The organism is Pseudobythopirellula maris (assembly GCF_007859945.1).
Taxonomy (GTDB): Bacteria; Planctomycetota; Planctomycetia; order Pirellulales; family Lacipirellulaceae; genus Pseudobythopirellula; species Pseudobythopirellula maris.
In genome coordinates, this window is sequence record NZ_SJPQ01000002.1 from 68,499 (window position 1) to 95,255 (window position 26,757).

At 68.5% G+C, this 26,757-nt stretch carries 19 protein-coding genes and 1 pseudogene; 6 read left to right on the forward strand and 14 right to left on the reverse strand.

The window, feature by feature from the left end:
* Positions 1 to 318 precede the first annotated feature (318 nt).
* A pseudogene (gene ftsH, locus Mal64_RS08040) lies at positions 319 to 2,261 on the forward strand (ATP-dependent zinc metalloprotease FtsH); the annotation flags it as partial.
* Positions 2,262 to 2,475: 214 nt separating this feature from the next.
* Here the strand turns inward: ftsH and Mal64_RS08045 are convergent.
* Positions 2,476 to 3,735: a beta-ketoacyl-[acyl-carrier-protein] synthase family protein gene (locus tag Mal64_RS08045; RefSeq protein WP_146398959.1), complete on the reverse strand. Its 1,260-nt coding sequence runs from the start codon at positions 3,733 to 3,735 to the stop codon at positions 2,476 to 2,478.
* A 272-nt stretch (positions 3,736 to 4,007) separates the two neighbouring features.
* Here Mal64_RS08045 and Mal64_RS08050 point away from each other — a divergent pair, with 272 nt between their 5' ends.
* A complete protein-coding gene (locus Mal64_RS08050; protein WP_146398961.1) occupies positions 4,008 to 5,123 on the forward strand; it encodes a fatty acid desaturase family protein in 1,116 nt (371 codons plus the stop codon).
* Positions 5,124 to 5,203: 80 nt separating this feature from the next.
* Here the strand turns inward: Mal64_RS08050 and Mal64_RS08055 are convergent, their stop codons facing one another.
* Positions 5,204 to 6,334, reverse strand: coding sequence for an N-acetyltransferase (locus tag Mal64_RS08055; protein ID WP_146398963.1), 1,131 nt, complete (start codon positions 6,332 to 6,334; stop codon positions 5,204 to 5,206).
* Positions 6,335 to 6,508: 174 nt separating this feature from the next.
* The gene (locus Mal64_RS08060; protein ID WP_146398965.1) at positions 6,509 to 7,006 is read right to left on the reverse strand and encodes a SixA phosphatase family protein; all 498 of its coding nucleotides are present in this window, start codon (positions 7,004 to 7,006) and stop codon (positions 6,509 to 6,511) included.
* Between the two features lie 148 nt (positions 7,007 to 7,154).
* Between Mal64_RS08060 and Mal64_RS08065 the strand changes: the two genes are divergently transcribed.
* The gene (locus Mal64_RS08065; protein ID WP_146398967.1) at positions 7,155 to 7,946 is read left to right on the forward strand and encodes an ABC transporter ATP-binding protein; all 792 of its coding nucleotides are present in this window, start codon (positions 7,155 to 7,157) and stop codon (positions 7,944 to 7,946) included.
* 234 nt (positions 7,947 to 8,180) lie between these two features.
* Here Mal64_RS08065 and Mal64_RS08070 read toward each other — a convergent pair whose 3' ends face one another.
* The 5 genes from Mal64_RS08070 to Mal64_RS08090 all read right to left on the reverse strand — a co-directional run bounded on the left by Mal64_RS08070 (position 8,181) and on the right by Mal64_RS08090 (position 15,898).
* Complete coding sequence (locus tag Mal64_RS08070) at positions 8,181 to 9,113, reverse strand: hypothetical protein (RefSeq protein ID WP_146398969.1); 933 nt, start codon at positions 9,111 to 9,113, stop codon at positions 8,181 to 8,183.
* A 67-nt stretch (positions 9,114 to 9,180) separates the two neighbouring features.
* Positions 9,181 to 10,353: a response regulator gene (locus Mal64_RS08075; RefSeq protein WP_146398971.1), complete on the reverse strand. Its 1,173-nt coding sequence runs from the start codon at positions 10,351 to 10,353 to the stop codon at positions 9,181 to 9,183.
* A gap of 18 nt (positions 10,354 to 10,371) precedes the next feature.
* Entirely contained in the window at positions 10,372 to 12,048 is a 1,677-nt protein-coding gene (locus Mal64_RS08080) for a sensor histidine kinase (RefSeq protein ID WP_146398973.1), read from the reverse strand.
* 67 nt (positions 12,049 to 12,115) lie between these two features.
* Positions 12,116 to 12,763, reverse strand: a complete 648-nt coding sequence (locus Mal64_RS08085) for a RedB protein (protein WP_146398975.1) — start codon at positions 12,761 to 12,763, stop codon at positions 12,116 to 12,118.
* 198 nt (positions 12,764 to 12,961) lie between these two features.
* Positions 12,962 to 15,898 (reverse strand): YCF48-related protein, encoded by a 2,937-nt coding sequence (locus tag Mal64_RS08090; RefSeq protein ID WP_197525573.1) that lies wholly within the window; start codon positions 15,896 to 15,898, stop codon positions 12,962 to 12,964.
* Between the two features lie 414 nt (positions 15,899 to 16,312).
* Between Mal64_RS08090 and Mal64_RS08095 the strand changes: the two genes are divergently transcribed.
* Together Mal64_RS08095 and Mal64_RS08100 are read left to right on the forward strand one after the other, a co-directional pair.
* Positions 16,313 to 17,884: an HDOD domain-containing protein gene (locus tag Mal64_RS08095; RefSeq protein ID WP_146398979.1), complete on the forward strand. Its 1,572-nt coding sequence runs from the start codon at positions 16,313 to 16,315 to the stop codon at positions 17,882 to 17,884.
* Between the two features lie 132 nt (positions 17,885 to 18,016).
* Positions 18,017 to 19,069 (forward strand): site-2 protease family protein, encoded by a 1,053-nt coding sequence (locus tag Mal64_RS08100; protein WP_146398981.1) that lies wholly within the window; start codon positions 18,017 to 18,019, stop codon positions 19,067 to 19,069.
* Between the two features lie 143 nt (positions 19,070 to 19,212).
* Here Mal64_RS08100 and Mal64_RS08105 read toward each other — a convergent pair whose 3' ends face one another.
* The 6 genes from Mal64_RS08105 to ilvN form a co-directional block, all read right to left on the reverse strand.
* Positions 19,213 to 19,653: a hypothetical protein gene (locus Mal64_RS08105; RefSeq protein WP_146398983.1), complete on the reverse strand. Its 441-nt coding sequence runs from the start codon at positions 19,651 to 19,653 to the stop codon at positions 19,213 to 19,215.
* 209 nt (positions 19,654 to 19,862) lie between these two features.
* A complete protein-coding gene (locus Mal64_RS08110; RefSeq protein ID WP_146398985.1) occupies positions 19,863 to 20,546 on the reverse strand; it encodes a hypothetical protein in 684 nt (227 codons plus the stop codon).
* 214 nt (positions 20,547 to 20,760) lie between these two features.
* Complete coding sequence (locus Mal64_RS08115) at positions 20,761 to 22,098, reverse strand: DUF3365 domain-containing protein (protein ID WP_146398987.1); 1,338 nt, start codon at positions 22,096 to 22,098, stop codon at positions 20,761 to 20,763.
* Positions 22,099 to 22,332: 234 nt separating this feature from the next.
* Positions 22,333 to 23,796: a PQQ-dependent sugar dehydrogenase gene (locus Mal64_RS08120; protein WP_146398989.1), complete on the reverse strand. Its 1,464-nt coding sequence runs from the start codon at positions 23,794 to 23,796 to the stop codon at positions 22,333 to 22,335.
* A gap of 203 nt (positions 23,797 to 23,999) precedes the next feature.
* Positions 24,000 to 25,007 (reverse strand): ketol-acid reductoisomerase, encoded by a 1,008-nt coding sequence (gene ilvC / locus Mal64_RS08125; RefSeq protein ID WP_146398991.1) that lies wholly within the window; start codon positions 25,005 to 25,007, stop codon positions 24,000 to 24,002.
* Positions 25,008 to 25,213: 206 nt separating this feature from the next.
* Positions 25,214 to 25,744, reverse strand: a complete 531-nt coding sequence (gene ilvN, locus Mal64_RS08130; protein WP_146398993.1) for an acetolactate synthase small subunit — start codon at positions 25,742 to 25,744, stop codon at positions 25,214 to 25,216.
* 339 nt (positions 25,745 to 26,083) lie between these two features.
* Between ilvN and Mal64_RS08135 the strand changes: the two genes are divergently transcribed.
* Positions 26,084 to 26,659, forward strand: a complete 576-nt coding sequence (locus tag Mal64_RS08135; protein WP_146398995.1) for a hypothetical protein — start codon at positions 26,084 to 26,086, stop codon at positions 26,657 to 26,659.
* Positions 26,660 to 26,757: the final 98 nt, after the last annotated feature.

The following is a 26,757-nucleotide window of genomic DNA, read 5'->3' on the forward strand; positions in this document are numbered from 1 at the left end:
TTTCCGAAAGCTTACCTCGAACTCGACCCGCCGGCGGTGCGTTAGACAAGCTTAGGAGCAACTTCCCCCCCGCGCCGATTGCGGCGTCGTAAGCTTTTCACTCCCCGTGCGGCCCCTCCCACCTCTGCCGAACCTCCGCCAATCGAATCGACTCGTCTGCGAGCAACCCCCCTTCAGTGAGCGACATGGAAACGAGCCCCGAAGAACAGGAAAAGAAGCCCGCCAGCGAGAAGAAGCCTCCCCAACAAGGCGGCAACTTCGTCTGGTACCTGCTCGGCCTGGGCCTCGTGCTCTTGCTCTTGGTCACGCTCCTGGGCGGGACCGCCGAGACCAAGATCACCCCGCCTGATTTCAAGAAGCTCGTCGAGGCGAGCGACCCGCAAGACCCGGAGAAGTCGGGCTCGATCGAGATCGTCGACCGCTCGACCACGCCGCCGCGCAAGCTGCGGCTCTCGAACCTCACCGACATCGTCGTCGACGAGACGAACGTCACCGGCCGGGTCGACCGCCAGGTGCTGCCCGCCGAGGGGTCGCAGGCCGCAACGCTCGAGAGCCTCACGCCGCCGTCGGAGAACGTCAGGTTCCGCGTGTCGCGCAACTTCAACGGCCCCCAGATCGAGCCCCTGCTCGAAGAGAGCCACCTGCCCTACGACAACGCCGCTGAGCGCAACCCGGCGATGGACTGGGTGCCGACGCTCGTGATGATGATCGCCTTCGGAGCGCTCTTGTTCCTGATGCTGCGACGGATGGGGGGCGCCGGCTCGCCGATGGCCTTCGGCCGCAGCAAGGCCAAGCTCCACGCCCAAGAAGACCTCGACATCACGTTCGACGACGTGGCCGGCATCGAGGAGGCGGTCGACGAGCTCCGTGAGGTGGTCGACTTCCTGAAGAACCCGGAGCGCTACCAGCGTCTGGGCGGCCGCATACCCAAGGGGGTGCTGCTGGTGGGCCCCCCCGGCACGGGCAAGACTTTGCTGTCGAAGGCCGTGGCCGGTGAGGCCGAGGTGCCGTTCTTTAGCTTGAGCGGTTCGGACTTTGTCGAGATGTTCGTCGGCGTCGGCGCCGCTCGGGTGCGTGACATGTTCCAACAGGCCGAGCAGCGGGCCCCCTGCATCGTGTTCATCGACGAGCTCGACGCGCTGGGCAAGACCCGCGGCGGCGGCGCCATGGGCAGCCACGACGAACGCGAGCAAACGCTCAACGCGCTGCTCGTGGAGATGGACGGCTTCGGCACGAACAGCGGCATCATCGTGATGGCCGCCACCAACCGCCCCGAGACGCTCGACCCCGCGCTGATGCGACCGGGCCGCTTCGACCGCCACGTGCTGGTCGACCGCCCCGACGTCTCGGGCCGCGAGGAGATCCTCGAGGTCCACCTGCAGAAGATCAAGGTCGACGGCGACGTCGACGTCAAGTCGCTCGCCGCGATCACCAGCGGCTTCGTCGGCGCCGACCTGGCCAACATGGTCAACGAGGCCGCCCTGCTGGCCGCCCGCAACGGCAAGGAACTCGTCGGCAACGAGGAGTTCTACGAGGCGGTCGAGCGCGCCAGCATCGGCCTGGAGAAGAAGAGCCGCATCATCCTCGACGACGAGAAGCAGCGGCTCGCCTACCACGAGGCGGGCCACGCGCTCGTCGCCTACTCGCTGCCCAACACCGACCCCGTGCACAAGGTCTCGATCATCCCCCGCGGCCTCAGCGCGCTGGGCTACATGCAGCAGCGGCCCGAGCACGACCGCTACATGATGACCCGCGCCCAGCTCGAGAGCCGCATCCAGGTGATGCTCGGCGGCACGCTCGCCGAGGAGCTGATCCTCGACGACGTCGGCACCGGCGCCAGCAACGACCTGGAACGCGCCACCGAAGTGGCCCGCGGCATGGTGATGGACTACGGCATGAGCCGCCTCGGCCGGGTGAACTACCGCGAGAACAACCGCAGCTTCATCCCCGGCTCCGAGGGGGGCGGCATGCAGCACCACAGCGAGCAGACGGCGCGTGAGATCGACCTGGAGGTCAAGCGGATCATCGACGAAAACCTCGAGAAGACCCGCCGCATCCTGGCCGCCCGCCGCCCGGCGCTCGAGGCGATCACCGCCGCGCTGCTGGAGCACGAGGTGATCGACGCCGAGCACCTGACCAAGCTGATCGACGAGAGCTCGCCCAACCCGCGTTTGGCGCCCGGCACCGACGTGGAGCGTAAGCCGGCGACCCCCGCAGCGGACGCGCCGCCCAAGAGCGAGGGCGAAGCGGCGGAGAGTTGAGACGCTGCGGTCTTAGTCGCGCGTGGCGCTTTCCGACGACCGTAGGTCGTCGGCTGTAGCCCCATGCAACACAGCGCCATTCGTTCGGCAGTAGCCAACGACCTACGGTCGTCGGACAGCGCCACGCAACGCGTCCCTTCGCGCTGAGTCGAAAACGCCGAGTCGAAAACGCCGAGTCGATAGCGCTGACTCTTTCACGCAAAGTCGATCGCGATCAATCGACCGCGATCACCGCCGCCGCCGCTTGGCCGGTCACGGTGTGGTTGAGCGCCAGGATCGCGCCGCTCTCGGCGGGGCGGTGCTCGGCCGACACACTCACCGGGCACTCTGGGTCGGCGGTCGCGAAGTTGAGCGTGGCCGGCGTGACGCCCTGGTTTCTGGCGATCAGCGCCGCCGCCAGCTCCACCGCGCCGCAACCCGCCCCGGTGCGTCCGAAGAAACTCGTCGGCGCCGTGACCGGCGCGTCGCCCACTCGGGCGCGGATCGCCTGGGCCTCGGCGGCGTCTTCGTCCAGGCGGCTGGCGCCGTGCGCTTTGACCATGGCGAGGTCTTCGCCCTTGAGGCCAGCTCTTTCCATGGCGGCGGCGATGGCAGCCGCGATCGCCTTGCCGGGCGGCTTGCGACCGGCGGTCGTGGCCTCGTAGCGGTTGGCGACCGCCGCCACGCGTCCGAGCACCTTCGCCTGCCGCCTGGCGGCGTGGCGGGCGCTCTCGAGCACGAAGAACGCGGCGCCCTCGCCGCAGACCGAGCCGTCGCGCGTCGCGTCGAACGGCCTGCTGGCGGCGGCCGGGTCGTCTCCCTTCAGGGTGAGCCCCGCGCCGCTGCGCCACGACAGGTCGGTCAGGTCGAGCCGGCTGCCCGAGCCGCCGGCGAGCATCACGTCGGCGCCGCCGCGGCGGATCACGTCGGCCGCCTCGCCAAGGGCGAGCAGGCTCGAGACGTCGCCGTGGGCGATCGTGTTCGTGGGGCCGCGGGCGTCTTGGCGGATGCCGACGTGGCAGGCGGTCATGTTCGGCAGGTACTTCAGCAGCCAGAGCGGGTACATCTCGCCGAGGCCCTCTTTGCCCCAGCGTTCGAAGTCGAACGCGTGGCCCGCCATGCTCGCCCGGAACGGGGCGGCCAGCTCCTCGCAATCGCAGTAAAGCATGCCGGCGCCGGCCACCACGCCCTGACGCTCAGGGTCGATCTGGCCCTCCTCGATGCCGGCCGACTCGCGCGCCAGTTCGGCCGCCGCGTAGCCGATCTGGATCTCGCGGGCCATCACCTTGAGGCTCTTGCGCGGCTTGACGTGCTCCTTGGGGTTGAAGTCGTCGATCAAGCCGCCGAACGGGGCGATCCAGCCCGCCTCGGCCAGTTCGGGGATATTCCGCACGCCGCTGCGCCGCGACTCGAGCGACTCCCACACCGCCGCCGCGCCGACGCCGATCGGCGAGACGATTCCGAGGCCGGTGATGAGCACGTCTTGGTCGGACATAAATCGCTGGTCGAAGAGCCGCTTGGAGTGGGTTTGTGGGTAGCCGTGATGCGCGTCGCCGCGAACAATTCATCGCATCGCGCCCGGCCGCCGAGCGGATCGAGCTTGAGCGCGCACCGCGACGGTTCTTAAACTCGGTAATCCTGGAAGACTGGTGCAGGGGCGCCGCGAGATTGCCGACTTTAACGAATATCGAGCCGTCTGACGACAAGCCCCCCGATCGCCGATCAACCCCCGCTCTGTGAGCCGGGCCGCCCCGCGGCGCCCCTACGATGAACCGAATAGCCGAAGCCAAGCCGCCGAAACCCGCCGCCGGGGTCGCCCCGTCAGCGCCGCACGGCGATTTTTCGCTCGCCCAGGCCCGGTCGATCGTTGGCGAATACTTCCGCCCCAACCCGTGGGTTTATTGGACCGACTTCCTGCTGAGCTGGGCCGTGGCGATGTTCGCCTTCAAGGCGGTGCAGTTCACATCGATCGGCTGGCCGGCGCGCATCGGGTGTTTTTTCCTCTCGTCGCTCTTGATCTACCGCTGCGGGCTGTTCATCCACGAGCTGATGCACATCCCCGAGAAGGAGTTCAAAGCGTTCCGCTTCGTCTGGAACCTGTTGGCCGGCATCCCGTTCTTGATCCCGACGTTCGTCTACCAGACGCACGTCGATCACCACCGCCGCAAGCATTACGGCACGGAGCACGACGGCGAGTACCTGCCGCTCTCGCACCGCTCGCCGTGGCACATCGTCGCCTACCTGGCGCAGAGCTTCGTGATCCCGATCCTGGCGATCGTGCGGTTCGGCGTGCTAACACCGCTCACGTGGTTCAACACGCCGCTCAGAGACTGGGTCCACCGGCACGCGTCGAGCATGATCATCGACCCGATGTACCTCCGCCCGCTGCCGACCAAAAAGGCTCTGCGAGCGATCCGCTGGCAGGAGCTCGGCTGCTTCTTGTTCATCTGCGTGATGGGCTTCGGCTCGTGGCGCGGGCTGCACGGCGCCGGCAACCTCGGCCCCTACTTCCTGCCGCAGGCGTACCTGACGGGCGTGTTCGTCGTCACCGTGAACGCGTTGCGCACGCTCGGCGCCCACCGCTGGCTGAACGACTCGGACAAAAAGGACGAGGCGCAGATGACGTTCGTCGAGCAGATGCTCGACTCGGTGAATTACCCCACGGCCGGCTCGCTGGCGCCGGTGTGGGCGCCGATGGGCCTGAGATTCCACGCCCTGCACCACATCTTCCCCTCGATGCCTTACCACGCGCTGGCCAAAGCGCACAAACGCCTGATGCGCGACCTGCCGAGCGACTCGCCCTACCGGCAGACGAACAGCGACAGTTTGCTCGCCGAGTTGGGGGAGCTGTGGCGGCGGGCGGCGGCTTCGCAGAAAGGGTAGAAATCCCAATGACCAAGCCCCAATGACCAATGGGCTTTGATTCAAGCCGTTATTGGTCATTGGGGCTTGGTCATTCACCCTCACAGCTCTTTGTCATAAATCCGCCAAGTCTTGTAGCGCCTCGCCCCGCCCTTCTCGATCGTCTTGCGGCTCAGGTCGTTGGTCTCCAGCACCCACGAAAACTCGCACGCCGTCACGCCGTGGTCCAAGGCCGGCTTGGTCATGCTGCGGGCCAGGCAGACGCCCACCCCCCAGTTCTGGTACTCCGGCAGCACGTTCGTGCTCACCAGCCGGATCCGCTTGATGCCGCGCTTGTTCATCAGCAGCCGGGCGAACCCGAACGGGAACAGCCGGCCGTCGATCTGCTTGATGCGTGTGTTGTAATCCAACAGGCCGAACATCACGCCGACCGGCTTGCCGTCGACCTCGGCGATGCGCGCCAGCTCGGGCACGATCATGTACTTCAGCTCGGCCGCCATGTGCAGCACCTCGCTGCGCGACATCGGCACGTAGCCCCACGTGGCCGAGAGCGCTTGGTTGTAGATATCGAGGAACATCTCGACCTCTTGGCGGAACTTGCCCCGCTTCATGCCGCGCACCGACACGCCGAACCGTTCTTGGACCTGCTCGTCGATGTTCTTCATCTTCTCGTCGCGTTTGAGCCTGCCGAGCATGCCCTTCTCGCCCCAGTAGCCGTACAGGTCTTGTGCTTTCTCGAAGCCGTAGGCGTCGTGCAGCGGGCCGTAGTACTGCGGGTTGTGGGTGAGCATGAAGAACGGCGGCGTGTCGAAGCCGTCGACCAGCAGGCCCATCTCGTAGTTGATGCAGGGGTCCGTGGGGCCACGCAGCGCCGTCATGCCGCGGTCGCGGTGCCAGTCGGCGGCGGCGTCGAACAGCGCGCCGCTCACGGCTTGGTCGTCGACCGATTCGAAGAACCCGTAGAAGCCGCGCTTCTCTTTGTTCCAGTCGTTGTGCGCTTGGTTGTCGACCGCCAAGATGCGCCCGACCGCCTCGCCGCCACGGACCGCAAGAAAGGCTTGCGACTCGGCGGCGTCGTAGAACGGGTGGTGGGCAAAGCCACACAGCCGCTTCTGCTGGTCTCTGAGGGGCGGAACCCAATTCGGGTCATGCGCGTTGAGCTTCCAGGGGAGCGTGAGGAAGCGTTTCTGGTCCGCTTTGGAGGAGACAGGAAGAATCTCGACGCCGGCCATGGCTGTATTTCTCGCGGGGGGACAATCCTTGTGCCCCGAGAGTTTACCGTGGCGCCACGCGACAGACCAACGGCGGTTGTAGGAGCGATCAGCTGTCAGCGATCAGCCAAAGACCAGTTCGAGCTTGCATCCTTCTTTAGCTGACTGCTGAAAGCCGATCGCTGACAGCTTTCTTCAAACGCCGAGCGACTTCGCCGTGCAGTGCCACAGCAGCTCGCCGGCGCCCTTCTCCACGGGGCCTGCCGCAAATTCGACCGCCGCGACCGAGCCCTTGGCGAAGCTCACCACGCCCACCGGCGAGCCGACCAGCCAGGCCACCAGCGCCTCGACATCGGGGTTGTGGCCGACCCAGCAGAGGTCGCCCGCCGATTCGTGCTCGGCGGTCCACGCCATCAGCTGCGGCAGATCGACGCCGCAGCCGAGGGCCTCGATCTTGTCGAACTCGGGCGCTTTGGGCGTGCGTTCGGCGATGATCGTCGCGGTCTGCACGCAGCGGGTGTAGGGGCTCGTGGCTAGGCGGTCCGGCGTGAAACCACGCTGCTCGACGAGCGCGTCGACCGTGCGGAAGTAGCGCTCGATGCCGTCGGGCGTCAGCTCGCGCAGCGTGTCGTCCGAGCAGCCGGGGTCGCCGAAGTTACCGGCCCACGCGTGGCGGGCGACGTAGAGGATCATGGCGGTGCGTTCGCTAGGTGGTTGGCGGCGGATGCGTCGCGGGGCGGCGGAGAGGTGAACCCGTGGGGGCGTCGGGCTATCTTAACGGATCCCGCCGCGCACGCCTGCATCGGTTGCGCCCCGCCCTAGAAACCGCCGAGCCGCACGAATGCCCGAGCCCCCGCTGATCGAACTGCAAGGCGTCGGCTTCCGCCGCGCGGGCGCCGACATCCTGGCGGGGGTCAACTGGCGCCTGCAGCGCAGCCGGCACACCGCGGTGCTCGGCCCCAACGGCGCCGGCAAGACCACGCTGCTGCGTCTCGCCTGCGGCTACGCCTGGCCCACCGCCGGACGGGTGCTGCGGCTGGGGCGCGAGCTGGTCGACCTGCGCGCGCTGCGCCGTCAGATCGGCTGGATCGCCAGCGACTTGGCTGCCCAAGTCCCGCCACGCGACTCGGGCCTCGAGACGGTCGTCAGCGGACGTTACGGCCAGGTCGGCCTTCGCCGCCATCTCAAGCCCGCACCGACCGAAGCGGACTTCGCCGACGCCCGCAAGGAACTCGCCGCGCTCCGCTGCGACGCCCTGACTGACAAGCCGTTCGGCGTCATGTCGCACGGCGAGCGGCAGCAGGTGCTGATCGCCCGCGCCCGGATGGCGGCGCCCCTGTTGCTGGTGCTCGACGAGCCGTGCGCAGGCATGGACCCGGGCGTCCGCGAGCGGTTCCTCGCTTGGCTCGAAGAGCGTCTGGCCGTCGGGGCGGGCCCGACGGTGGTGCTCGTCACGCACCACGTTGAAGAGATCACGCCGTCGATCGCCCGCACGGTGGTCGTCTCCGGCGGCCGCCTGACACACGACGGGCCAACGAGCGAGGTCGTCACCGCCGAAACGATCAACGAGGTTTACGGCACCAAGGTGCGACGGCTCGAACGCGAGGCGGGCCGCTGCTGGGCGATATGGTAGCGGCGAGTGAGAACCAATGACTAGTGCGAATCGCACAGATGCGTAGCGTGTGTGGCGGTGCGATTCGGCGTCGCAAAGGCGAAAACGACGCTACGGCTACCAGTAGTGCGCTCTGAGCGGTCATGAACAATCGCGTTTAGGCGAGCCGCAAGCGTCAGCGCCCGGAGCAGTTTGCAGCGCAGAAGACTCCGGGCGCTAACGCTTGCGGCTCGCCATTTATCGTAGAAGTCATATCTATCGATTCCGCCACAACACACGGTCCTCGACACGCAGCTCACGCTGCCGAGCGGCGATGTCGGCCTTGAACCGCTTGGCGTCGACCGGGTAGCCGGCCGTGGGGCGCAGATCGGGCACGCGCTCGGCCCACCACGCGTTGAGCGCCGCCATCGAGAGCTCGCGGAGCAGCTTGGCGGTCATCGACGCGAGCGCCACCGGCATGTGCGACTCGCCCTTCGACCGGAAGGCGAAACCGATTCGCCCCGCGCGGTAGCGGCTCTCGGGACGCGACTCGTGCAGGATCTCGATCTCCCGTTCGGGGAAATGGTGCTCCAACAGTTCGGCGTAGCGGTTGCGGCCGCCGTGCTTGTCGAGCGTCGCGGCGATCGGCTCGTCGTCGTCCGGCAGGCCGTCGATCACCGACCGCAGCAGAGCGAGCGTGGTGTGCGACAGCGCCGCCCCCTTGCCGCCGTGCCGCTCGCAAAGCTCGTTGAACTCCTCCGGAAACACCAGCCGCGCCCGAACCACCGGCGCCCCGACCGAGCCCGCCCGGCAAGCCTCGCCCAGCCGCCGACAGCAGTCGGCGGTCTCCTCACAGGAGGAATCGATCGGCAACGAGGCGTCGTAAGCCGCGTCCCAAGGGCAGTCGCGCCGGCGCCCGTCGCCGTCGGCGCCGAGCCGGTCGAGCAACTCGGTCCAGCAGCGGGGCGTGTCGGCCAGCGCCCCCAGCACGGCCCGCTCGAGCTGCCGCAGGCCGCCGCCCGGCTTGTAGAGCCGCTTCGAGTCGGCGATCGCGATGCGGCCGTCGCCGGGTTCGCGGGCGATGGCGCCGTCGAGCGCGTCGTACAGATTGGCGTCTGGGCTCGGCGCGCGCCACGCCGTCGCCCCCACCGCCAGGGGCCCCAGGTTGGGCCCGTAACCCGCTTCGTCAACTCCGATGATCCACGCCATAACGTGGATTGTAGCGGCGCAGGAGCGGCTAGCCGAGCGTCGATCGCAGCAAGCGTTCCACGCGGGCCTAGACCGCGGCGAGTGTTTTGTCGAGCGACGAGACGACTTGCTCGTAAACCGTCACCGTTCCGCAGTTCTTCAGAGTGTCGCGGTGGCAGTGGAGCCTCTCGATCGTCGTCTCGCTCAGCCGGCGACCCTGCCGGAGTAAGACGGCGCCGTTGTCGCCGATCACGTCGTGCGAGAGGACCATGCCCTCCTCCAGTCTGTTGAGCGCGACCTCGATCGGCCGCTGCACGGCCAGCGTGGGCCAGTTCTCGATCACGGCTTCTTCGAGGTCGATCGACATCGACGGGATCCGCTGCTTGATGTGTTGCAGCCCCTGCTGAGCGGTCACCCCCTGGCGGGCCTGGGCGTCAACGTGCGTGGCCAACCTGAGCAGAGTGGCGCCCGTGCTCACTACCTGATCTTTGCTGGCGTCGCGGTGGCCGTAGATCGCGCCCTGGGCGCTCGGCTGCATGCCAATCATGCGGGCCACGAGCTCCAAACGAGGGATGCGGGCGATGACGTTCTCGCCCGCCGACGCCGCCCTCGCGTACAGCTCGCACGACTCCACGCCGCCATGCTCCTTGCGGTGGAACCCGTCGCGGTCCTCTTCGCTCATCAGCGCAAAGCCGATCATCGAGAGCTTGGCCGCGAGCTTGTACTCCCAGCGGTCGTCGATGCCGAGGGCGGCTCGCAGATCGGCGACGACCTTCTCGACCTCCGCCGAGCGGCTGAACACGTCGGGGTGGGCGATGCTGATCATGTCGGTGAGCACTCCCACGGCGCCGCAGAACGTGCGGTGCAGCAGCTCCTTCTCGGCGGTGATCAACGCGTGCTGTTTCAGACTGGCGTCGACCGTCATGCGCAGCATGTCGCTCGTGCACGGCTTGTTGAGGAACCGAAACACCTGCCCCTCGTTCACGGCGCGAGCGACGGTCTCCTGGTCTTGATTGCCGGTCAGCATGACGTAAACCGTGTCGGGCGCAACCTCACGGGCGGCCAGCACGAACTCGACCCCGTTCATCCCCGGCATGCGCATGTCGGTGATGATCACGGGGAAGGGGCCGACCTCGGCGATAGCGGCCAGCGCGTCGGCGCCCGACTCGGCGGTGGTGATGTCGTACTCCATTCCGAGCCGGCGCTCGATCCCGTTGAGCAGGCTGCGCTCGTCGTCGACGAACATGATCTTTTCAGGCATTGAGGTCTCTCTTAAGAATCAGATGAGGATGACTGGCGCGGGTGGTAGATCGGATGTTTCGTCGGGGAGCGCGTCGAGCGGCGCGACCGGCTTGCTCGACAACTCGGCTGCCGGGTCTTTCTCTTCAAGCTTGTCCGCGTCCATCAGGTCGGGGTGCTCGCCGAGGGGCAACTCCACGGTGAAGCAGGTCCCGGCGCCCGGCTCGCTGCTCAGGTCGATGCGGCCCTGGTGGTGGTTCACCACCACGTTGTAAGAAATCGCGAGGCCTTGGCCGGTCCCTTTGCCCACTTCCTTGGTCGTGTAGAAGGGGTCGAAGATGCGGCGGCGCACCACCTCGTCCATGCCGCAGCCGTCGTCTTGGACGTCGATCTGCACCCAGTCGCCGGAGCGACGGGTCCGTACGACCATCTTTCCCAATTCGCCGCTGTCGCCGTTCTTGTCGACGATCGCGTCGGCCGCGTTGACCAGCAGGTTGACGAGCACCTGGTTGATCTCGTTCGTGAAGGCGGGGACCTCCGGCAAGTCGTCGGCGAGGAAAAGCTCCAATTCGGCGGCGTACTTCCAGCGGTTCTTGCACAGCAACGCCGTGGTGCGGACCGCCTCGTTGATGTCGGTCGGCGTCATCTCCTGCGTGCCGGGATGCGACATCTGCTTCATCGCTCGCACGATCTCGATCACGCGCCGGACCCCCTCGAGGCTCTCCTCGATCGCGTGCGGGATCTGCTCGCGGATGTAGTCGTAGCGGCAGCGCTCGCAGGCCGCCTTGACCGCGCTGATCCGCTGCTGCCACGAGAGCGGGTTGTCGCGGTTCTCGAGCTGGTCGTGGTAGACGTCGACCACCTCGAAGAGCCGGGCCGAGCAGTCGCTGAGGAACTCGATGTTGTCGCTCATGTACTGCATGGGCGTGTTGATCTCGTGGGCCACGCCGGCGGAGAGTTGGCCGATCGCCTCGAGCTTCTGGGCCTCGCCCAACTGGTCCTCCAACGCGTTGCTTCTCTGAACCCACTCCTCGAGTTCTTGGGTGCGATTCAAGAGCTCACGGGTGCGCTGCTCGACCTCCTCTTCCACGGTCGCCTTGGCCCGCTCGAGCTCGGCTTGTGCCTCCGCGCGATCGCGGAGCTCACGGGTGTTCGTCTTGCAGCCCCACAGCAAGAAGACGCCCTCGAAGACGACCCAGCCGATGTGCTCCAGCGCCCGCCAGGGGGCGGCGACCACCACGCCAAAGATGCTCTCCGGCCAGAAGATTGCGCGCAGCACGTGATCGGCAGCCACGATAAGCATAGCGGGCACGATCACCCGCCAGTCGCGGTAGAACGACAGGAACGCGAGCGAGCCGAAGATGTGGAAGTGAGACTCGATCCGCCCGCCGGTCAAATGGATCAGCAACGTCGAGTAGCCCACCTGGGCCGTGGCCACCACCAACCGCGTGGCGAGCGTGCCCGGGCGCAGCGAGACGCAGATGATCGGAGCGATCGTTAGCGCGCCGCCCACCAGCAACGCCGCCCACAAATGGACGTGCGGGTACGACGTGTCGCCCACCCACGTGTGCGGCGAGACGGCGAGCGTCACCCCGACGGCGAAAACCCATTGCACAACGAACAGCACCACAAAAGCGCGATCCGTCTGGCGGTGGATACTGTCGAGACGCTCGGCAAAGAGCTGTTTGGTCCGCGATTTGAGTTCGGTTCTTGACATGGGTCGAATGGATCAGGCTGAATAAAGGCCGCCGTCGGGCGAGCCGTGGCTCAATGTGGCCTGTGGGTCAGTACGGCTCGTGCGGCGAGGTCGCCAATGGGCAGCCGAAGACCGCACTCCGCGTCCGGTCGGCCTGACCGCCGCGGAGGATCGACAGGATCGCGTCGGAGCCTAGGTTGTCGCCGTGGTGACCGCGTGAAACCGTCACGCCGCCGGCAAAGAGCAGCTGGTTCCGCTCGTCGACCAGCCGCACCGCGCCTGAGGTTCGCATCGAAAGGCCGCGGGCCATTAGCGCCCCGGGGTCGGGAACGACCCGCGTGTGAGGCAACGCCCTGGCGGATCGCAACGTGAAGCTGTCGTCCCACGCGGCGTCGCCGCCGGGCGGACGGTACGCCAGCACGGTGCAATCGAGCCGGCCCGCGCTGCGCGCCACGAGCCGCTCGAGCTCGCCAACCGAGGCCCGCGTGCAGGGGCAGCGGGGGTGGACCGCCATGATCAGCTGGAGCCGCGCGCAGCGTCCGCCGTCGTCAAGAAACGCCAACCGCTCGGCGGGAAACACGGCGGGCAACTCGGCTCGTGGAGCGGGCGTGTTGCTGTACACGGCCAACGCCGCAAACGCCGTCGCGACCGCCACGAACCACCCGCTTAGCGCCGCCAGGAACCCAACGCCAAGACGGCCGGGCCGGTCGGCCTCATCGCTTGATATGTCCGCCATGTGTTTCGCCTCAGGATTGCGCAGATCGCTTGTCTGCGCAAACCTAAGACGAACCATCAACCCGGCGGGCGGGGCGCGGCTAGGATGCGGCAATCCGACCACGCCGCCCAGTCCCACCCACCCCATCACACGCGTCAGACAGCGGCGCGCCGCCTGCGCCGCGCGTAGAAACCACACCCACGGCGGACGAGCCGCGGCTCAATCGAAGAGCAGCAACCCGTAGGCGTCGGGCGAGCGGCTCTCGGCCGCGGCGCCGGTCCAGGCGCGGGGCGCGTGGCCCGGCGCGTGGCGTTCGGCCGACACGGCCCACGCGGCGCGGAGCAACTCCTCCTCGCCGGTCAGCTCGCCGATCGGCGTCGCCGCCTCGACGCGCCACGACGTGTCGTCGCCGCCGGCGGCCACGTACCACTGCGGGTCCCAGTGCGGCGAGCCCCACACGGCGTCGTGCGTCCGGCCGCGCTCGTCGACCGTCAGCTCGAACGCCGTGGTGTAGTCGCGGTCCGTGTCGAGCCGCAGGGTCACCCGGTCGTCGTTGTCGAGGAATTCGTCGCGCGCACGCGGCGCGCCGGCGGCCGCCGGCGCCTGCCGGCCCGGGAGGCGGGGGCATTCGATCGCGAAGTACAGGAAGTCGTTGTCACGGGCGACCCGCAGCCGGCCCGTCGCCGCGTCTTGGGGGTCGCCGAGCGCGATCGTCTCGGCCGCCGCCCAGCACGCCTCGTCAAGCACGCCGTCGAGCAGCGGCCGCTTGGCGGTCGAGCGGCACTGGGCGGTAGGCTTCGCCGGCGGGATCTCCTTCGGCTCGGCGAGCCAACGCTCGGCGTCGGCCGCCCGACGCCAGTCTTCGGCGACCGCCTGCTTGCTCATCAACAGCATCGCCCGCTCCGCCTCGCCGCCGAAGCCGCGGCTGCGCTGCGCGGCGGCCACGGCAAAACGGAGCCGCGGCGCGGCGTGCACCGCCGGGCGGGCCCGCGCCAGGTAGTCGGCCAACGCGGCGGCGCGACCGAGCCGGCCGTCGGCGGCGTCGGTTGGCGACTCGTCGACCGCCTCGAGCCGCGCGGCGTCGGCGCCGCGGTTGGCGAGCGTTTCCCGCGGCCCCCGTGTGTCGCCCTGTTGTTGGGCCATCGTGAGCGACTGGAGGTGGGTGAACTCCGCGCTGCTGTAGTAGCTCACCAGCCAGACCAGCGCGCTCTCGGTCAGCGGCGAGTCGCCGTAGCGTCGCGCCAGCAGGTAGAAGGTGTCGGCCGCCAGGTCGTGGCTGCCGCGTTGGCGGTAGCCGTCGGCCAACTGGTAGAGCAGCTCGGCGCCCCCCTCGGCGTCGAGCCCGCCGGTGAGCGCCATCACCTGGCCCGCCCACGCGGGGTCGGCCTGCGAGCGTTGGAGCAGACCCTCCAGGTGACGCCGTTTCTGGGCGACGCGTCGCAGGCGGTCGAGCTGGCCGTCGGCGGGCGTGGCCAAGGGTCGGCGGGCGTCGCCGCCGGGCGACACCGCGGCCCCGGCCAGCACGTCGCCGCGACGCGCGGCGTGAGGCGGTTGTCCCGCCACGAGCGTCCAGCCGAATTGCGTCTGGGCGCCGCGGTAGTCGGGGCGAATGATCCCCACCGCCGGTCGCGCCCACAGCGCGGGCGACGAGCCGAGCGCGGCGTGGAAGTCGCCCGTGCCGAGCCGCGTCGAGGCGTCGGCTTCGGCCGGGCCGATCCGCAACACGCTGCGCACCCGCCAAGGGGGCAATCCCAGGGCGGCGAGTTCGCGGCGCTGGGTGGGATCGGCGGCGGCGGCCGCCGCCTCTTGGACCGCTTCGACCAACAGGTCGACCGCCCCCGAGGAGTGGGACGACGCCTCCGGGCCGATCTCGGGGATCAGCACCGCCTCGGGACGCCACGCGCGGATCCAGGCGACCAGCGGTTCGATGAGCATCTCACGCGACTTGCCGTCGGTCGCGCGGTCGAGACGAGCGAGCAACTCCTCGGCGGGCAGCACGAGCTCGGTCGGCTCGAGCGGCAGCCGCCAGCCGGTGCTCGCCCCGGCTGCCGCGCAACGCGCCGCCGCCTCGTCGAGCCGGCTGGCCGTGTCGCCGTGGGCGAGCGGCGCGGCCGGGGCAAAGGGCGATGCGACCGTGGTGCGGTAGCCCTCGGCGGCCGCGTTGGCGGCGATCAACTCGACCGGCAACCCAGCGGCCGACGGCGCCACGACGCCGATCGCCGCGCGGCGGCCGGCGCCACGCTGCACGACCCAGGTTTGGCCGCCGTCGCGGGTCGCAAGGATCACGCCCAGCTCGCCGACGGCCCAGCCGCGCTGGTCGTCGACAAAGGTGATCGCGTTGATCGGCGTGGAGACGCCCGTCGGCAAGAGCCGCCAGCTGCGGCCGCCGTCGGGCGAGTGGAGCACCACCGAGCCGGGCGACCCGGCCGCCCACAGCCGCTCGCCCACCGCGTCCAGGGCGCGCCAGTCGAACCAGCGGGCCAACTCGGCGGGCGGGTCGCTCGCGGGCGATCGCCAGTTGCGGCCGGCGTCGCGTGTGGTGCGGACCAGGGCGCCGTCGCCCACCGCCCACGCCGTGGCCGGGCCGGTGATGCGCAAGGCCCGTGCGCCGCGGCTCTCGCCCGGGTCGTGCTGCACGGCCAGCCCCCCGCCGGCGCCGCGGCCTGTGAGGCCGCGCGGGCCGGCCACGAGCGCGGCTTCCGGAGAGAGCGCGTCGAGGGCGCGCCAGTCGCAAGTCTGCTCGGCCGAGAGCGAGGTCCAGCTCTGTCCGCCGTCTTCGGTGCGGAGCGCGCCCGAAGGGTAAACCGGTCCGCCGGCCCCCACGGCCAAGCCGCGGCGGGCGTCGAAGAACTTCACCGCACGCAAACGCGGCAGCGTGTCGCGCGAGACGCGGCGCCAGGTCTCGCCGCCGTCATCGGTGGCGAGCACCACACCCTCGGTCCGTTCGGCGTAAGGGACCGAACGCCCCCCCACGGCCCAGCCGCGCCGCGGGCTGACAAACGAAACGCCACGGAGCGGGCAGTCGGCCGGCGTCGGCTGCCGGCGCCAGTCGGCGCCCGCGTTGCTCGTGGCCCAGACCACGCCGTGGGCGCCCACGGCCCAACCGTGCTGGTCGTCGACAAAGGCCACGTCGTGGAGCGAGGCGTCGTCGGCCAACGCCTCGGCGAGCGGGGTGGCTCCGTTTGCGGGCCGGTGAATCGGTGTCAGGCAGAGCGTCAGCAGAACCGCACAAGCCCCTACGCGTCTGCCCCCCCTTCGCCCTTGCTCAAGTACCGCGGCGGAGGCGGCCCGTCTGCTAGCGGCGTCCCGCGGCCGCCCCGCTTGTGCGGGGCGGGGGGGGTTGTTGGTCGGGTCGGTGTCGTGTGGGGAGATTGGCATCCGTGCCTCGTGGTGTTGCCGCCGCATCCGTCTGCAACGATTCTAACGGCGGGCCCGCTGGGACCCTAGCCGAAACGCCCCGGCGGGCGGCGGAGGGGGCTTTGCTAGCGTCCCCAGGGCCCGCTGCGAGCTACGCTTTGGCGTTCCCCCGCCCCAACGGAATCCCGCACCCGCTGTCACCGGCGTCGCGCTATGACCGAAGACCTGACGCCCTCTCTCGAAACCGTGCTCGCCGAGTCGCAGGAGCTCTACAGCTTGCCCGCCGCCGCCATGGAGGTGCTGCGGCTGATCCGGCGTCCCGAGATCGACGTGATGGCGCTGAAAGAAACGCTCGAACGCGACCCGGCCCTCACCACCAAGATCCTGCGAGTCGTCAACAGCTCGATGTACGGCCTCAGCGGCCAGGTGTCGAATCTCAAGCAGGCGATCGCGCTGCTCGGGATCGGCCCGCTGAAGCTGCTGGTGCTCGGGTTCAGCCTGCCGCCGGCATTGTTCGCCGATCAAACGGCCGATTCGCTGCGGCGTTACTGGACCGAATCGCTCAACCGCGCCACCGCGGCCCGCACGATCGCCGAAGTCTATCGGCTGCAAGGCTCCGACGACGCCTTCGTCGCGGGGTTGCTGCAGGGGATCGGCAAGCTGGCGCTCACCCAACAATTGGGCGAGGCTTACACGTCGCTGACCGCCAAGATCCAATTGTTCCCCGCGACCGGCGGCGACCCACTCCGCGATGTGGAGCACGCGGCCTTCGGGTTCGACAATTACACCCTCACCGCCGCGATGCTCCGCGCGTGGAAGCTGCCGGAGCAATACGCCCGCGCTATCGAGTTGCAGGCCAAGCCGCACACCATCCGCACGCTCCGCGGGGACGATGCTCGCATGCCGCAAATCCTGAGGCTGGCCGACCTGACGGGCAAGCTGGTCGGCGGGCGCCAACTGGCGGTCTTGCCCAGCCTGCTCGAGGAAGGCGCGGAGTACGTTGGCATGTCGCGTCGCGGGCTCAACCGCGTGGTCACCGAACTCCAACCCAAGGTCGATTCGCTCGCCGAGGCGATGCGCGTCGATCTCGAAGAGCACCGCGACTACGAGCAAACGCTGCTCGACGCCCACGCCGAACTCAAGCTCGTAAGCGAGCAAGCCGCCAAGCAACTGATGAGCTTGCCGATCGAGAGCGACCAGCACGACCGCCTGTGCCACGAGTTGCTGAGCGAGGCCAACGAGCTGACCCACTCGATGCGCCAGTTCTTGGCGATGCGTCGCTCGGAGCGATTGAACGTCGCGCGGGGCGACGGCCCCCAAACCGGTCCCCGGCGCCCGCGCTCGGCAAACGCTCGCCTGCCGGGCGAAGAGCGGCTCCGCACCGAGGCGATCCGCGTTTCCACCGAGTGCCGCGCCAGCCGCAGCGAGCTGAGCATCGTGATGTTCAAAGCGCTCGGCGAGACCGACGACGCCGCCGAGGCGCTCCAAAGCGAGTTCGCCGCGAACAGCCCCACCGAAGAGGCGATCTGGACCTCCGGCTCACCGTTGAAGGCCGCCGTCATCCTGCCCCGCGTCGACCGGGCCACGGCGGTCCGCTTTGCCGACGAGGCGGTCGCTTGGTTCGCCGGCTGGGCGCCGCAAGCCGAGCTCAAGGCGGGCGTGGCCACCATCACGGCCGTGCCGAACCGCTTCGAAACGCTCAACCTCATCGAGGCCGCCGAGCGCTGCCTCTCCGCCGCCTGCCACCACGGCAACGCACCGGTGAAGAGCATCGAGGTTTATTGAGGAGGCCCCGCGGCGCCGAGAAGTCGATAGGGGCCAGCGGGCGAATAGGTCGGCGGGCGACTCGCGAGGCCCTTCGGCCTTGCCCCCAGCCCCCTTTCTCCTGATCCCTCTCTCTGTGCTACGATCGCCTGCATGAGCGACCCCACCCAACCGCCGCCCTCCGGCCCGTTGCCCGACCCGCCCGAGCGTGAAATGCCGGGCGCCTCCCCCCTGCCCGGCGCGCCGCCACAGGACGCGGCCCGGCAGGCGTACGCCGACGCCAACGGCCCGCGCGAGCTCCGCTCGTCCGACCTCCGCACACCCGCCGTGCGACGCAAGGTACGGTTGCCGGTTCTGCTCTTCCTGGCCACGGCGTTCAGCACCTTCTGGGTCGGCTCGGCCGACTGGAAGCCGCTCGAGCACATGCAGTCGTGGGGGCAGATCCTCAGCACGTCGCTCGGCAACTGGGAGCAGGGCCTCGCCTACATGGCCGCCGTCTTGGCCATCTTGCTCACCCACGAGATGGGCCACTTCGTGCTCACGCTGCGCCACGGCATCCCGGCCAGCTACCCGCTCTGCATCCCCGTGCCGTTCAACCCAATAGGCACGATGGGCGCCGTGATCGGCATGGACGGCCTGCGCGCCAACCGCAAAGAGATCTTCGACATCGGCGTCGCCGGCCCGTTGGCCGGGCTGGTGGTGGCGATCCCCGTGCTGTGGCTCGGCGTGCGACAGCTCGACCTGTCGGGCGCCCCGCAACCGGGCGAGGTGCAGCTCTACAACCCGGTGATCGTCCGCTGGATGATCGAGTGGCTCCACCCCGAATGGATCGCCCAGAGCCAGTGGATCGGCATCTCGCAGGTGAACCCGCTGTTCATGGCCGGCTGGGTCGGCATGCTGGTGACGGGCCTCAACATGCTGCCGATCAGCCAGCTCGACGGCGGCCACACGATCTACGGCCTGTTCGGCCGCGACGCCCACACGATCGCCCGCTCGTTCGTCGTCGTGGCGATCGTCTACGTGGTGATCAACCTCGAGCAGGCGGCGATGTGGACCCCGATGCTGATCCTCGTGATCCTGATGGGCATCCACCATCCGCCCACGCGCGACGACGAGATCGAGCTCGACGGCGTCCGCTGGACCATCGGCATCGCCAGCCTAGCGATCCCCATCCTCTGCTTCCCGCTCCTGGGGCTCAAGCAGTAGGGCCCGGCGAGCCGTCGGCGTAAGCCGCCGGTCTCTTCGGTGCAAAGCTACCCGTCGCCAGCGCGAAGCAAGAAGTAACCCGTCGCCAGCGCAAACCACTCCGGCGGCTGACGCCGACGGCTCGCCGAATGCTTATTGGTGGGTTACCAGCGTACCCACACGCCCGGCGCCCGCACCGAGCCGCCGCGGCGGCCGTAGTCGACTCTCACGCCCGGCGCTACGACGCGGCCTCGGCGGTAGCGACGCGGGTAGTTGCTCCAGACCCGGCGGCCGTCGTTCAGGGGCCGGGCGTATTGCGGCTGGGGGTAGGGCTGCGAGTAGTAAGCTCCCGCGGACCAGCGCGGCCGGCGGACCCGCTCGCGATCGTCGTAACGGTCTTCGAGCTCTTCACGGCGGTCTTCTTCCCACTCACGGCGGTCCTCGCGGGCCTCTTCGCGGCGTTCCTCGAGCTCCTCGTAATACTCTTCACGGTCCTCACGCAGGTCTTCCAAGTCGTCGCGGTCGAAGCGTTGGGCGAGCGACGGCAGCGTCAGAAGCGACATCGCCACAGCGGCGACGACGGTGAGCGGGCGGGCGAGTCTCATAAGGTGTTCTCCGCGACGAAGGGGATTGGCTTGAGGGATTCCAGCCTAAAGGGCAAAACCCGTTCCGGCGAGCCTGGGGACGATGATTTCACCCGCAATAGGGCCCGCAGGCGGTCCGCCGGCTGCTCCCCAGCCAGTGTAGCTGACCGCTCGGCGACCGGCCTGGGCGCGCCGCGGCATCGATAATATTTGCGATACTCGATGAGGCCTCAATCGCGTCGCGGGCTGCTCCCACGCCGCGGGTCTCCGCCGCCGCGATAGCCAACGTCGTGACGCTGATTGTTCAGGTTCCAGCCGGGGATGTGGGGGTAGCCGGAGCGGTCGTAATGGACCGACACGGCGGGCTGGTCGTAGCCGCGACTCCGCTCGTAGCCACGGACCTCCTCTTCGCTCCAGCCGCGTTGGCCATCGAGCAAGTCGCCGGCGGCCCAGCGGCGGCGGCGTTCCCGCTCGTCGCCCCCCAGGTGGTATTGTGCCGGGACATAAACACTCCACCCGCCCGGCCCCCCGCGGCGGCCGTACCAGCGATCGGCGCCGCGGCGGCTGTCATCTCGGTAGCCGTTGTCTCGGTAGTCGCCGTCCCTGCGATCGTCGTCCCAACGATCGTCGCCCCGGCGGCCGCCTTCCCCAGGCCAGTCGCGCCGATCGCGATCTCCGCCGCGGTCATCGACCGCTTCACGCTGCCCCAGGGCCCAATCGCGCCGCTGCTCTTGGCGGTCGACGCGCTCCTCTCGGCGATCGCCACGGTCGTTGGCGGATCGCGGCGCTGGGCGGTCGAAGCCTCGGTCGTCGCCGCGGTCGCGGCGTTGGGCGGCGGCTGGCAATGCGGCGGCGAGGGCCGTGGTAACGACCAGCAGTTGAACGGTGACGCTGGGCCAAGCGATCGGTTTCATCGGAGCGCCTCCAGTGGGCTTGGGAATCAATGCCTTGCTATCAGAAGGATAGGTTTGCAATCCCCGTTCCAAGGCCCCCGCGGCGGCGGATGGTTCAGAACGCGCCGGTTGTGCCGGCCGCAAGGTCGGCTTGGCGCGAAGAGACGCGTCAGAAGAGTCGCCGGGCGCGCGCGGCGGCCCGCGCGAATGGCGGCGGGGCGACCGGGCCGCTCGTTCAGCCGCCGGCCTGATCCGTGCTTTGCTCGCCCCCTGGCGCCGCCCCGTCCGGCAGCGGCTTCCCGTCCTGCCCCTCCAGTTCCAGCAGCTCGTAGCTGAACGCCCCGAGCAGGGCGCCGCGCTGCGTGGGGTGGCAGACGGCGCAAGACGCCGCCGCGCGGATGGCGCCGAGCATGCGGATGTGCGTCCCCTCGTCGGTCGGCGTTTCGACGACCTCCAGGTCGCTCGACCGGTAGAGCTTGGGGAGCGCTTCGCGCTCGAACGCGTCGAGCCCGCGGGTGGGTACGCCCACGCCGAGTTCCTCCATGTTCGGCAGCTTGTCAGAGACGTAGGCGACCGGCTCGTCGTGCAGCAGCAGGCTCACGAGGTCGAGTTGGAGAAGACGCCAGGAGCCCCGAGCCTCATCCTCATAAGTTGAAGCGTTTCGCGGCACGCCGGGGGGACGGACAAACGCATGCGATGTGAAACCCACTACCCCACCCGTGGAATCGACGTAGCCGATCCGATCGGGATCGAGGAAGTTGGACCGGCTGAAACCGTGCAAATCTCGCAATGCGTCGGTGACGAATGGCGTGGATATGGCCGCCGGCAAGCGATCACCCACAGCGGCAGGCGGCTCGTCCTCCACTCCGAGCAGCGAGCCCTCAAGAAACCGGCCGACGCCAAACCCACTGGCGGCGACAAACCGGCGGTAGGAGTCTTCTTGCAACCGCTTGAGCAGCCCGCTGCGACTTCTCCACCAATACGATTGGTCGTGCTCTTCCTCCAACGCCGTCAAGTCGCCGTCTTGCGCCTTGTTCAGTCCGACCGGAATACCCTGAGCGATCGCCGTATCCGCTTCGGTCGCGACAGCGGCACGCATCAGCTCAGCGATCGACTGGCGCGGGTAGGCCGCACGCAGCGCGTCGACACGCAACGCCCGATTGTAAGCGCCGTGGAGCATCGAGCCGTAGGTGACAAGGAACGCCAAGCCGCACGCAGCGGCGACGACCCGCTGGCGGCCCCTCCACGGCAGCGTGGCGAGCAGGGCGACGAGCGTGAGCGCCGTGTGGTTCAGCGTCGCCGTGGGGATGAACATGATGACCCCGCCGACGGCGACGATCAGAAACAAGAAGGCGCCCACAACGACAAACGCGCCGACCGTCGATCGCTTCCACAGGGCGTAGCCCACCAACACGACCAGCGCGAGCGACGGCACAAGGTTCATCAAGTAGAACTCGCCCAGCCACGAGATTGGCGATAGGGCTACGGCGAGAAACGCGGTGACGACGCTCAAGTCAAAGATCGTGAACCGCACGCGCGGCGGCGAGTCGGGCTCAGAGGGTTGGTTGCTCATCGCGGCATCGCCATAGCGAAGGAAAAGAAAGCAGAGCTCATCCCAAGGCTCCCCACATTCTACCCGCCAGGCGAGCCGGCGACGTAAGTCGCCGGAGTTTCCCGCAGCGTTACGCGGCGCCCAAGCGCTCGTGCATTCGGTATCAAGAGGGGTAATCTCGCCCCACCGACTCCGGCGGCTGACGCCGCCGGCTCGCTCGGCGACTTTTTCTGACGATCATTCGCCAAACGCTTCTCAAACTCTCTTAGGCCGTCTCGTGGCCGCCAGCGCCACGACCGCCAGCAGCAGCGACGACGGCTCGGGAACGCCCACCCCGCCCGGCGCCGCGTATTGGTCGCGCCACACCGTGAAGTCGGCCGCGTCGACAACGCCGTTGGCGTTGCCGTCGGCCAGCAAACCGGAGCCTTGGTCGCCGAAGGCTTGGACCCAGGCGTCGTAGTCGGCCAGGGTGACGTCGCCGTCGCCGTCGTAGTCGCCCGCCCGCAGGGCGTCGGTCTCGATGCGGAAGATCTCGCCGTCGCGGTCGACGATGTAGAGGTTGCCGTCGAGGTCTTCGCCGAAGGCGACCGGTGTGTTGACCGATCCGGCATTGGGCGTGAGGAGCGACTCGACGTTCTGCACCGTGCCGTCGGGGTCCGACGGGTCGAAGGTCCAGAGCTGGCGGGGGTAGCTGTCGCCGAAGAAGTACGTGCCGTCGACCTCGGGGTCGGGGCCGCGGTAGACGTAGCCCCCCACGGTCGAGTTGCCGCCGAACTGGCCGGCGCCGTTCGAGACATAGTCGTAGACCGGGCCGACGTAGTCCAGCGGCTCGGGGCCGCCGACGCTGGGCGTTTGGATGTCGCCCTCACGGAGCCGCCAGCCGTAGTTCTCACCGCCGTCGCTGTCGGCGGCTTGGAAGTTGATCTCTTCGCGGGCGCCCTGGCCGACGTCGCCGATCCACAGGTCGCCCGTGTCGCGGTCGAAGCTGTTGCGCCACGGGTTGCGCAGGCCGTACGCCCAGATCTCCGGCAGGGCGCCGGATGTCCCGAGGAAAGGGTTGGTGGCGGGCACGGCGTAGTTCTCGACCGTGTCGGCGGGGAAGTCGTCGCCGTCGACATCGACCCGCAGCATCTTGCCGAGCCGCTGGTTGAGGCTCTGGGCGCGGTTGTTGGGGTCGTTGCCGCTGCCGCCGTCGCCGGTCGAGATGTAGAGGTAGTCGTCGACCGGGCTGAACCCGAGCCAGCCGCCGTTGTGGTTCGAGAAGTCTTGGTCGAACTCGAGAACCGAGTTGCGTGTGCCGCTGCTCACCACCGTGTCGGTCGCCGGATTGACGACGGTAAAGCGGTCGATGCGTGTGCGGTCGAGACCGGGCCCGGGGTCGCGCGTGTAATTGACGTAGAAGTGCCCGTTGGTTTGGAAGTCGGGGTGGAACGCCAGCCCGAGCAGGCCCTGCTCGCCGCCGGCGTCGTCGACCAATCCGCGGATGTCGAGGAATGTCTGAGGGCTGAGCTGGCCGGTGGTGCGGTCGAACGTGCGGATCGTGCCGCGCTGCTCGACGACGAACAGCCGGTCGGGATCGCCCGGGGCGTGGGTGACGAAAGTCGGCGAGACAAACCCGCTGGCCACGCGGCTGAGGCCGACGACCTCGGCGCGAGCGGCGCAGGCGAGCGCTGCGAGTCCCACGGCGGCCAGCAGCGCACATGATCGGCGCGTCTTCATAAGGTGTCTCTGCTTCTCGGTGTTCCGGGGACGAGAATGGACAAGCCTGCCGCTCCCCGCAGGGATAGGGCTCGCCCGTGGCGGTTAGACTACCGTGGCTTCGGCCAAGGTGTCAAAGAAAACGCTTCCGCACCGCGCATGAAAAAGCCGCGGGCCATGCGGCCCGCGGCTCGTGAGTGGTTGCTGGCGAATCTCGCTGGCGGTCAGTCGACCACTTTGTCGTCGATCCAGCTCATCATCTTGCGGAGCTTCTGGCCGACGAGCTCGACCTCGTGCGTCTTCTCGCGGCGACGGGTCGCCTTGAAGCCGGGGGCGCCCGCCTTGTTCTCGAGCACCCAGTTGCGGGCGAACGTGCCGTTCTGGATCTCGGTGAGGATGCGCTTCATCTCGGCCTTGGTCTCGGGCGTGACGACGCGCGGGCCGGAGGAGTAATCGCCGTACTCGGCGGTGTTGCTGATGCTGTAACGCATGTAATTGAGGCCGCCCTGGTAGAGCAGGTCGACGATCAGCTTCAGCTCGTGCATGCACTCGAAGTAGGCCATCTCGGGCTGGTAGCCCGCCTCGACCAAGGTCTCGAAGCCGGCTTTCACGAGCTCGCTCACGCCGCCGCAGAGCACGGCCTGCTCACCGAACAGGTCGGTCTCGGTCTCTTCGGCAAAGCTGGTGCGGATGACGCCCGCACGGCCGCCGCCGACGCCCGAGGCGTAAGCCAGGCCGATCTGGAAGGTGGCGTCCGAGGCGTCGTCGTTCGTGGCGATCAGGCAGGGCACGCCGCCGCCGGCGACGAACTCGCTGCGGACCAAGTGGCCCGGGCCCTTGGGCGCCACCAGGAGCAGCTCGACACCCTTGGGCGGCTCGATCAGGCCGAAGTGGATGTTGAAGCCGTGCGAGCACATCAGCACGTCGCCCTTGTCGAGGCCCGGCAGCACGTCGGACTTGTAGACGTCGGCCTGGACTTCGTCCGGCAGCAGGATGTTGATGACCTGGGCCTGCTTGGCGGCCTCGGCGGCGGAGACCGGCTCGAAGCCGTGCTCCTTGGCGAGGTCGTAGTTCTTGCCGCCCGGGCGCTGACCGACAACGACGTTCACGCCGCTCTCGCGCAGGTTCTGGGCGTGGGCGTGGCCCTGCGAGCCGTAGCCGATGATCGCCACGGTCTTGCCCGCAAGGGCCTTCATGTCGGCGTCGGCGTCGTAGTAAACCTTGGCGCTCATGGCGAGAGACTCTCCGCGTTGGTAACTCGTTGAATGAAACCCGACCGCCGAGTTGCGGCCGGGATTGAAAGCGTGTCTTCGTGTATCGGGGTGGCGGGGGCGCACCGCGTTAGCGGAACCCCCCCGAGATGTACGAGCCGCCGCCGGTTCGCTGCGGGGGCTTCCGCTTCGCGGTGCGCCCCCGTCACCCGGTGATTGTGCTCCGACTATTGGGCGGCGAGGTGGTCGATCGGCGGGCTCATCCCTTTGACCATCGGCCGGGTGATCGACCGCACCATCGCGATCCGACCGGTACGCACCAACTCCAAGATGCCGAACGGACGCATCAGGTCGATGAACGCCTCGATCTTCTTCTCCTGGCCGGAGAGTTCGATGACCATCTCGGTGGGCGAGACGTCGACCACGCGGCCGCGGAAGATGCTCGTTAGCTCGCGGATCTCCGAGCGAGAGCCCTCGGGGGCCTCGACCTTGATCAGCATCAGGTCGCGCTCGACGTAGTCTTGGGCGCTGATGTCGTCGACCCGCACGACGGTGACGATCTTCTCGAGCTGCTTGCGTACTTGGTCGAGCACGGCCTCGTCGCCCACGATGACAAACGTCATCCGCGACAAGTCGGGAGACTCGGTCTCGCCGACGGCGAGGCTGTCGATGTTGTAGCCGCGCGAGGCGAGCATGCCGGCGACGTGCGCGAGCACGCCGGGCACGTTTTGAACCAGGGCCGAGAGGACGTGTCGCATTGGGTGGGGGCTCTCCTGAATAAAGCGAAACGGCGATTTTAGTCGGGCCCGGGGGGGCTAGCAACCGGCGGCCCGACGGCCAGCCGGCCCGGTCTCGGCGCAAAACGCCCGCCTGGGGCGGTCCGCGGTCGGGCCGGCTCTGACGATCTTCGGGTTTCTGCGGGGCTCCTGGGGACCGAATCGCCCCGCGGGCCCGCTCCCGGGCCCGCTCGGGCTGGGGGTCGGCCTACGCTTGCGTGGGCGTTTTGTTGCCGCGACCCCGCGGCCCGCCTACGATACATTAGCTATCAGCCACCGGCGCTCGCCCGCACGGGCCCCGGACTCAGGGAGACCCCAGCCATGCCTATTCGGTTCGCCTATTTTGCTTCGCTCGCCTTCGTCGCGGCGTTTTTGTCGGCCGATCACGCCGCCGCGCAGGGCGGGGGATACGGCTCCCAATTGACCGAACAACTCCGCACCCAGTCGATCGGCACCGGCTACACCGGGGCTTCACTCAACGCGATTAGCCTGCGGAACGCCCAGGCGCAATCCGCCGCTGTGGGGCTCCAGGGCAGCGGGGTGGTGAGCAGCTCTGTGGGGTCGGGCCCGGGGGTCAGCTCCTTGGGTCCCAGCGCCAAGCCGTTTAGCAGCATCAGCCAGACGCCCACGGTGAGCCCTTATCTGCAGCTGTTCGACGAAGACAACAACGACATCAACGCGGTCCCGTATCTCACCCGCGTGCGGCCCCAGCTCCAGCAGCAGGAAGCCAACCAGTCGTTCCAGCGGCAGACGCAAGCGCTCAACCAGCGTGTGCAGCAGATCTCGGCTCAGCCGGCGTTCAATCCGCAGGGTTCCACGCAGCAGTCGCCCACCGGCCACCCGACCACTTTCGGCTACTACTCGCACTTCTACCCGTCGAAGAACGGGCGGCGATAACACCGGCTGGCTCTGCGTGCACACCGGCCCGCTGCTAGCGGCGCCGCGGCTGCCGAGGCGCCGCCTGACCGCGACTCCCCAAGTTCGGTCGCTCTTGT

Bases quoted from the DNA above. Each gene is read 5' to 3' on its own strand.
- Mal64_RS08045 (WP_146398959.1), bottom strand. From the start codon at position 3,735: ATGTCCGACCAAGACGTGCTCATCACCGGCCTCGGAATCGTCTCGCCG.
- Mal64_RS08050 (WP_146398961.1), top strand. From the start codon at position 4,008: ATGAACCGAATAGCCGAAGCCAAGCCGCCGAAACCCGCCGCCGGGGTC.
- Mal64_RS08055 (WP_146398963.1), bottom strand. From the start codon at position 6,334: ATGGCCGGCGTCGAGATTCTTCCTGTCTCCTCCAAAGCGGACCAGAAA.
- Mal64_RS08060 (WP_146398965.1), bottom strand. From the start codon at position 7,006: ATGATCCTCTACGTCGCCCGCCACGCGTGGGCCGGTAACTTCGGCGAC.
- Mal64_RS08065 (WP_146398967.1), top strand. From the start codon at position 7,155: ATGCCCGAGCCCCCGCTGATCGAACTGCAAGGCGTCGGCTTCCGCCGC.
- Mal64_RS08070 (WP_146398969.1), bottom strand. From the start codon at position 9,113: ATGGCGTGGATCATCGGAGTTGACGAAGCGGGTTACGGGCCCAACCTG.
- Mal64_RS08075 (WP_146398971.1), bottom strand. From the start codon at position 10,353: ATGCCTGAAAAGATCATGTTCGTCGACGACGAGCGCAGCCTGCTCAAC.
- Mal64_RS08080 (WP_146398973.1), bottom strand. From the start codon at position 12,048: ATGTCAAGAACCGAACTCAAATCGCGGACCAAACAGCTCTTTGCCGAG.
- Mal64_RS08085 (WP_146398975.1), bottom strand. From the start codon at position 12,763: ATGGCGGACATATCAAGCGATGAGGCCGACCGGCCCGGCCGTCTTGGC.
- Mal64_RS08095 (WP_146398979.1), top strand. From the start codon at position 16,313: ATGACCGAAGACCTGACGCCCTCTCTCGAAACCGTGCTCGCCGAGTCG.
- Mal64_RS08100 (WP_146398981.1), top strand. From the start codon at position 18,017: ATGAGCGACCCCACCCAACCGCCGCCCTCCGGCCCGTTGCCCGACCCG.
- Mal64_RS08105 (WP_146398983.1), bottom strand. From the start codon at position 19,653: ATGAGACTCGCCCGCCCGCTCACCGTCGTCGCCGCTGTGGCGATGTCG.
- Mal64_RS08110 (WP_146398985.1), bottom strand. From the start codon at position 20,546: ATGAAACCGATCGCTTGGCCCAGCGTCACCGTTCAACTGCTGGTCGTT.
- Mal64_RS08115 (WP_146398987.1), bottom strand. From the start codon at position 22,098: ATGAGCAACCAACCCTCTGAGCCCGACTCGCCGCCGCGCGTGCGGTTC.
- Mal64_RS08120 (WP_146398989.1), bottom strand. From the start codon at position 23,796: ATGAAGACGCGCCGATCATGTGCGCTGCTGGCCGCCGTGGGACTCGCA.
- ilvC (WP_146398991.1), bottom strand. From the start codon at position 25,007: ATGAGCGCCAAGGTTTACTACGACGCCGACGCCGACATGAAGGCCCTT.
- ilvN (WP_146398993.1), bottom strand. From the start codon at position 25,744: ATGCGACACGTCCTCTCGGCCCTGGTTCAAAACGTGCCCGGCGTGCTC.
- Mal64_RS08135 (WP_146398995.1), top strand. From the start codon at position 26,084: ATGCCTATTCGGTTCGCCTATTTTGCTTCGCTCGCCTTCGTCGCGGCG.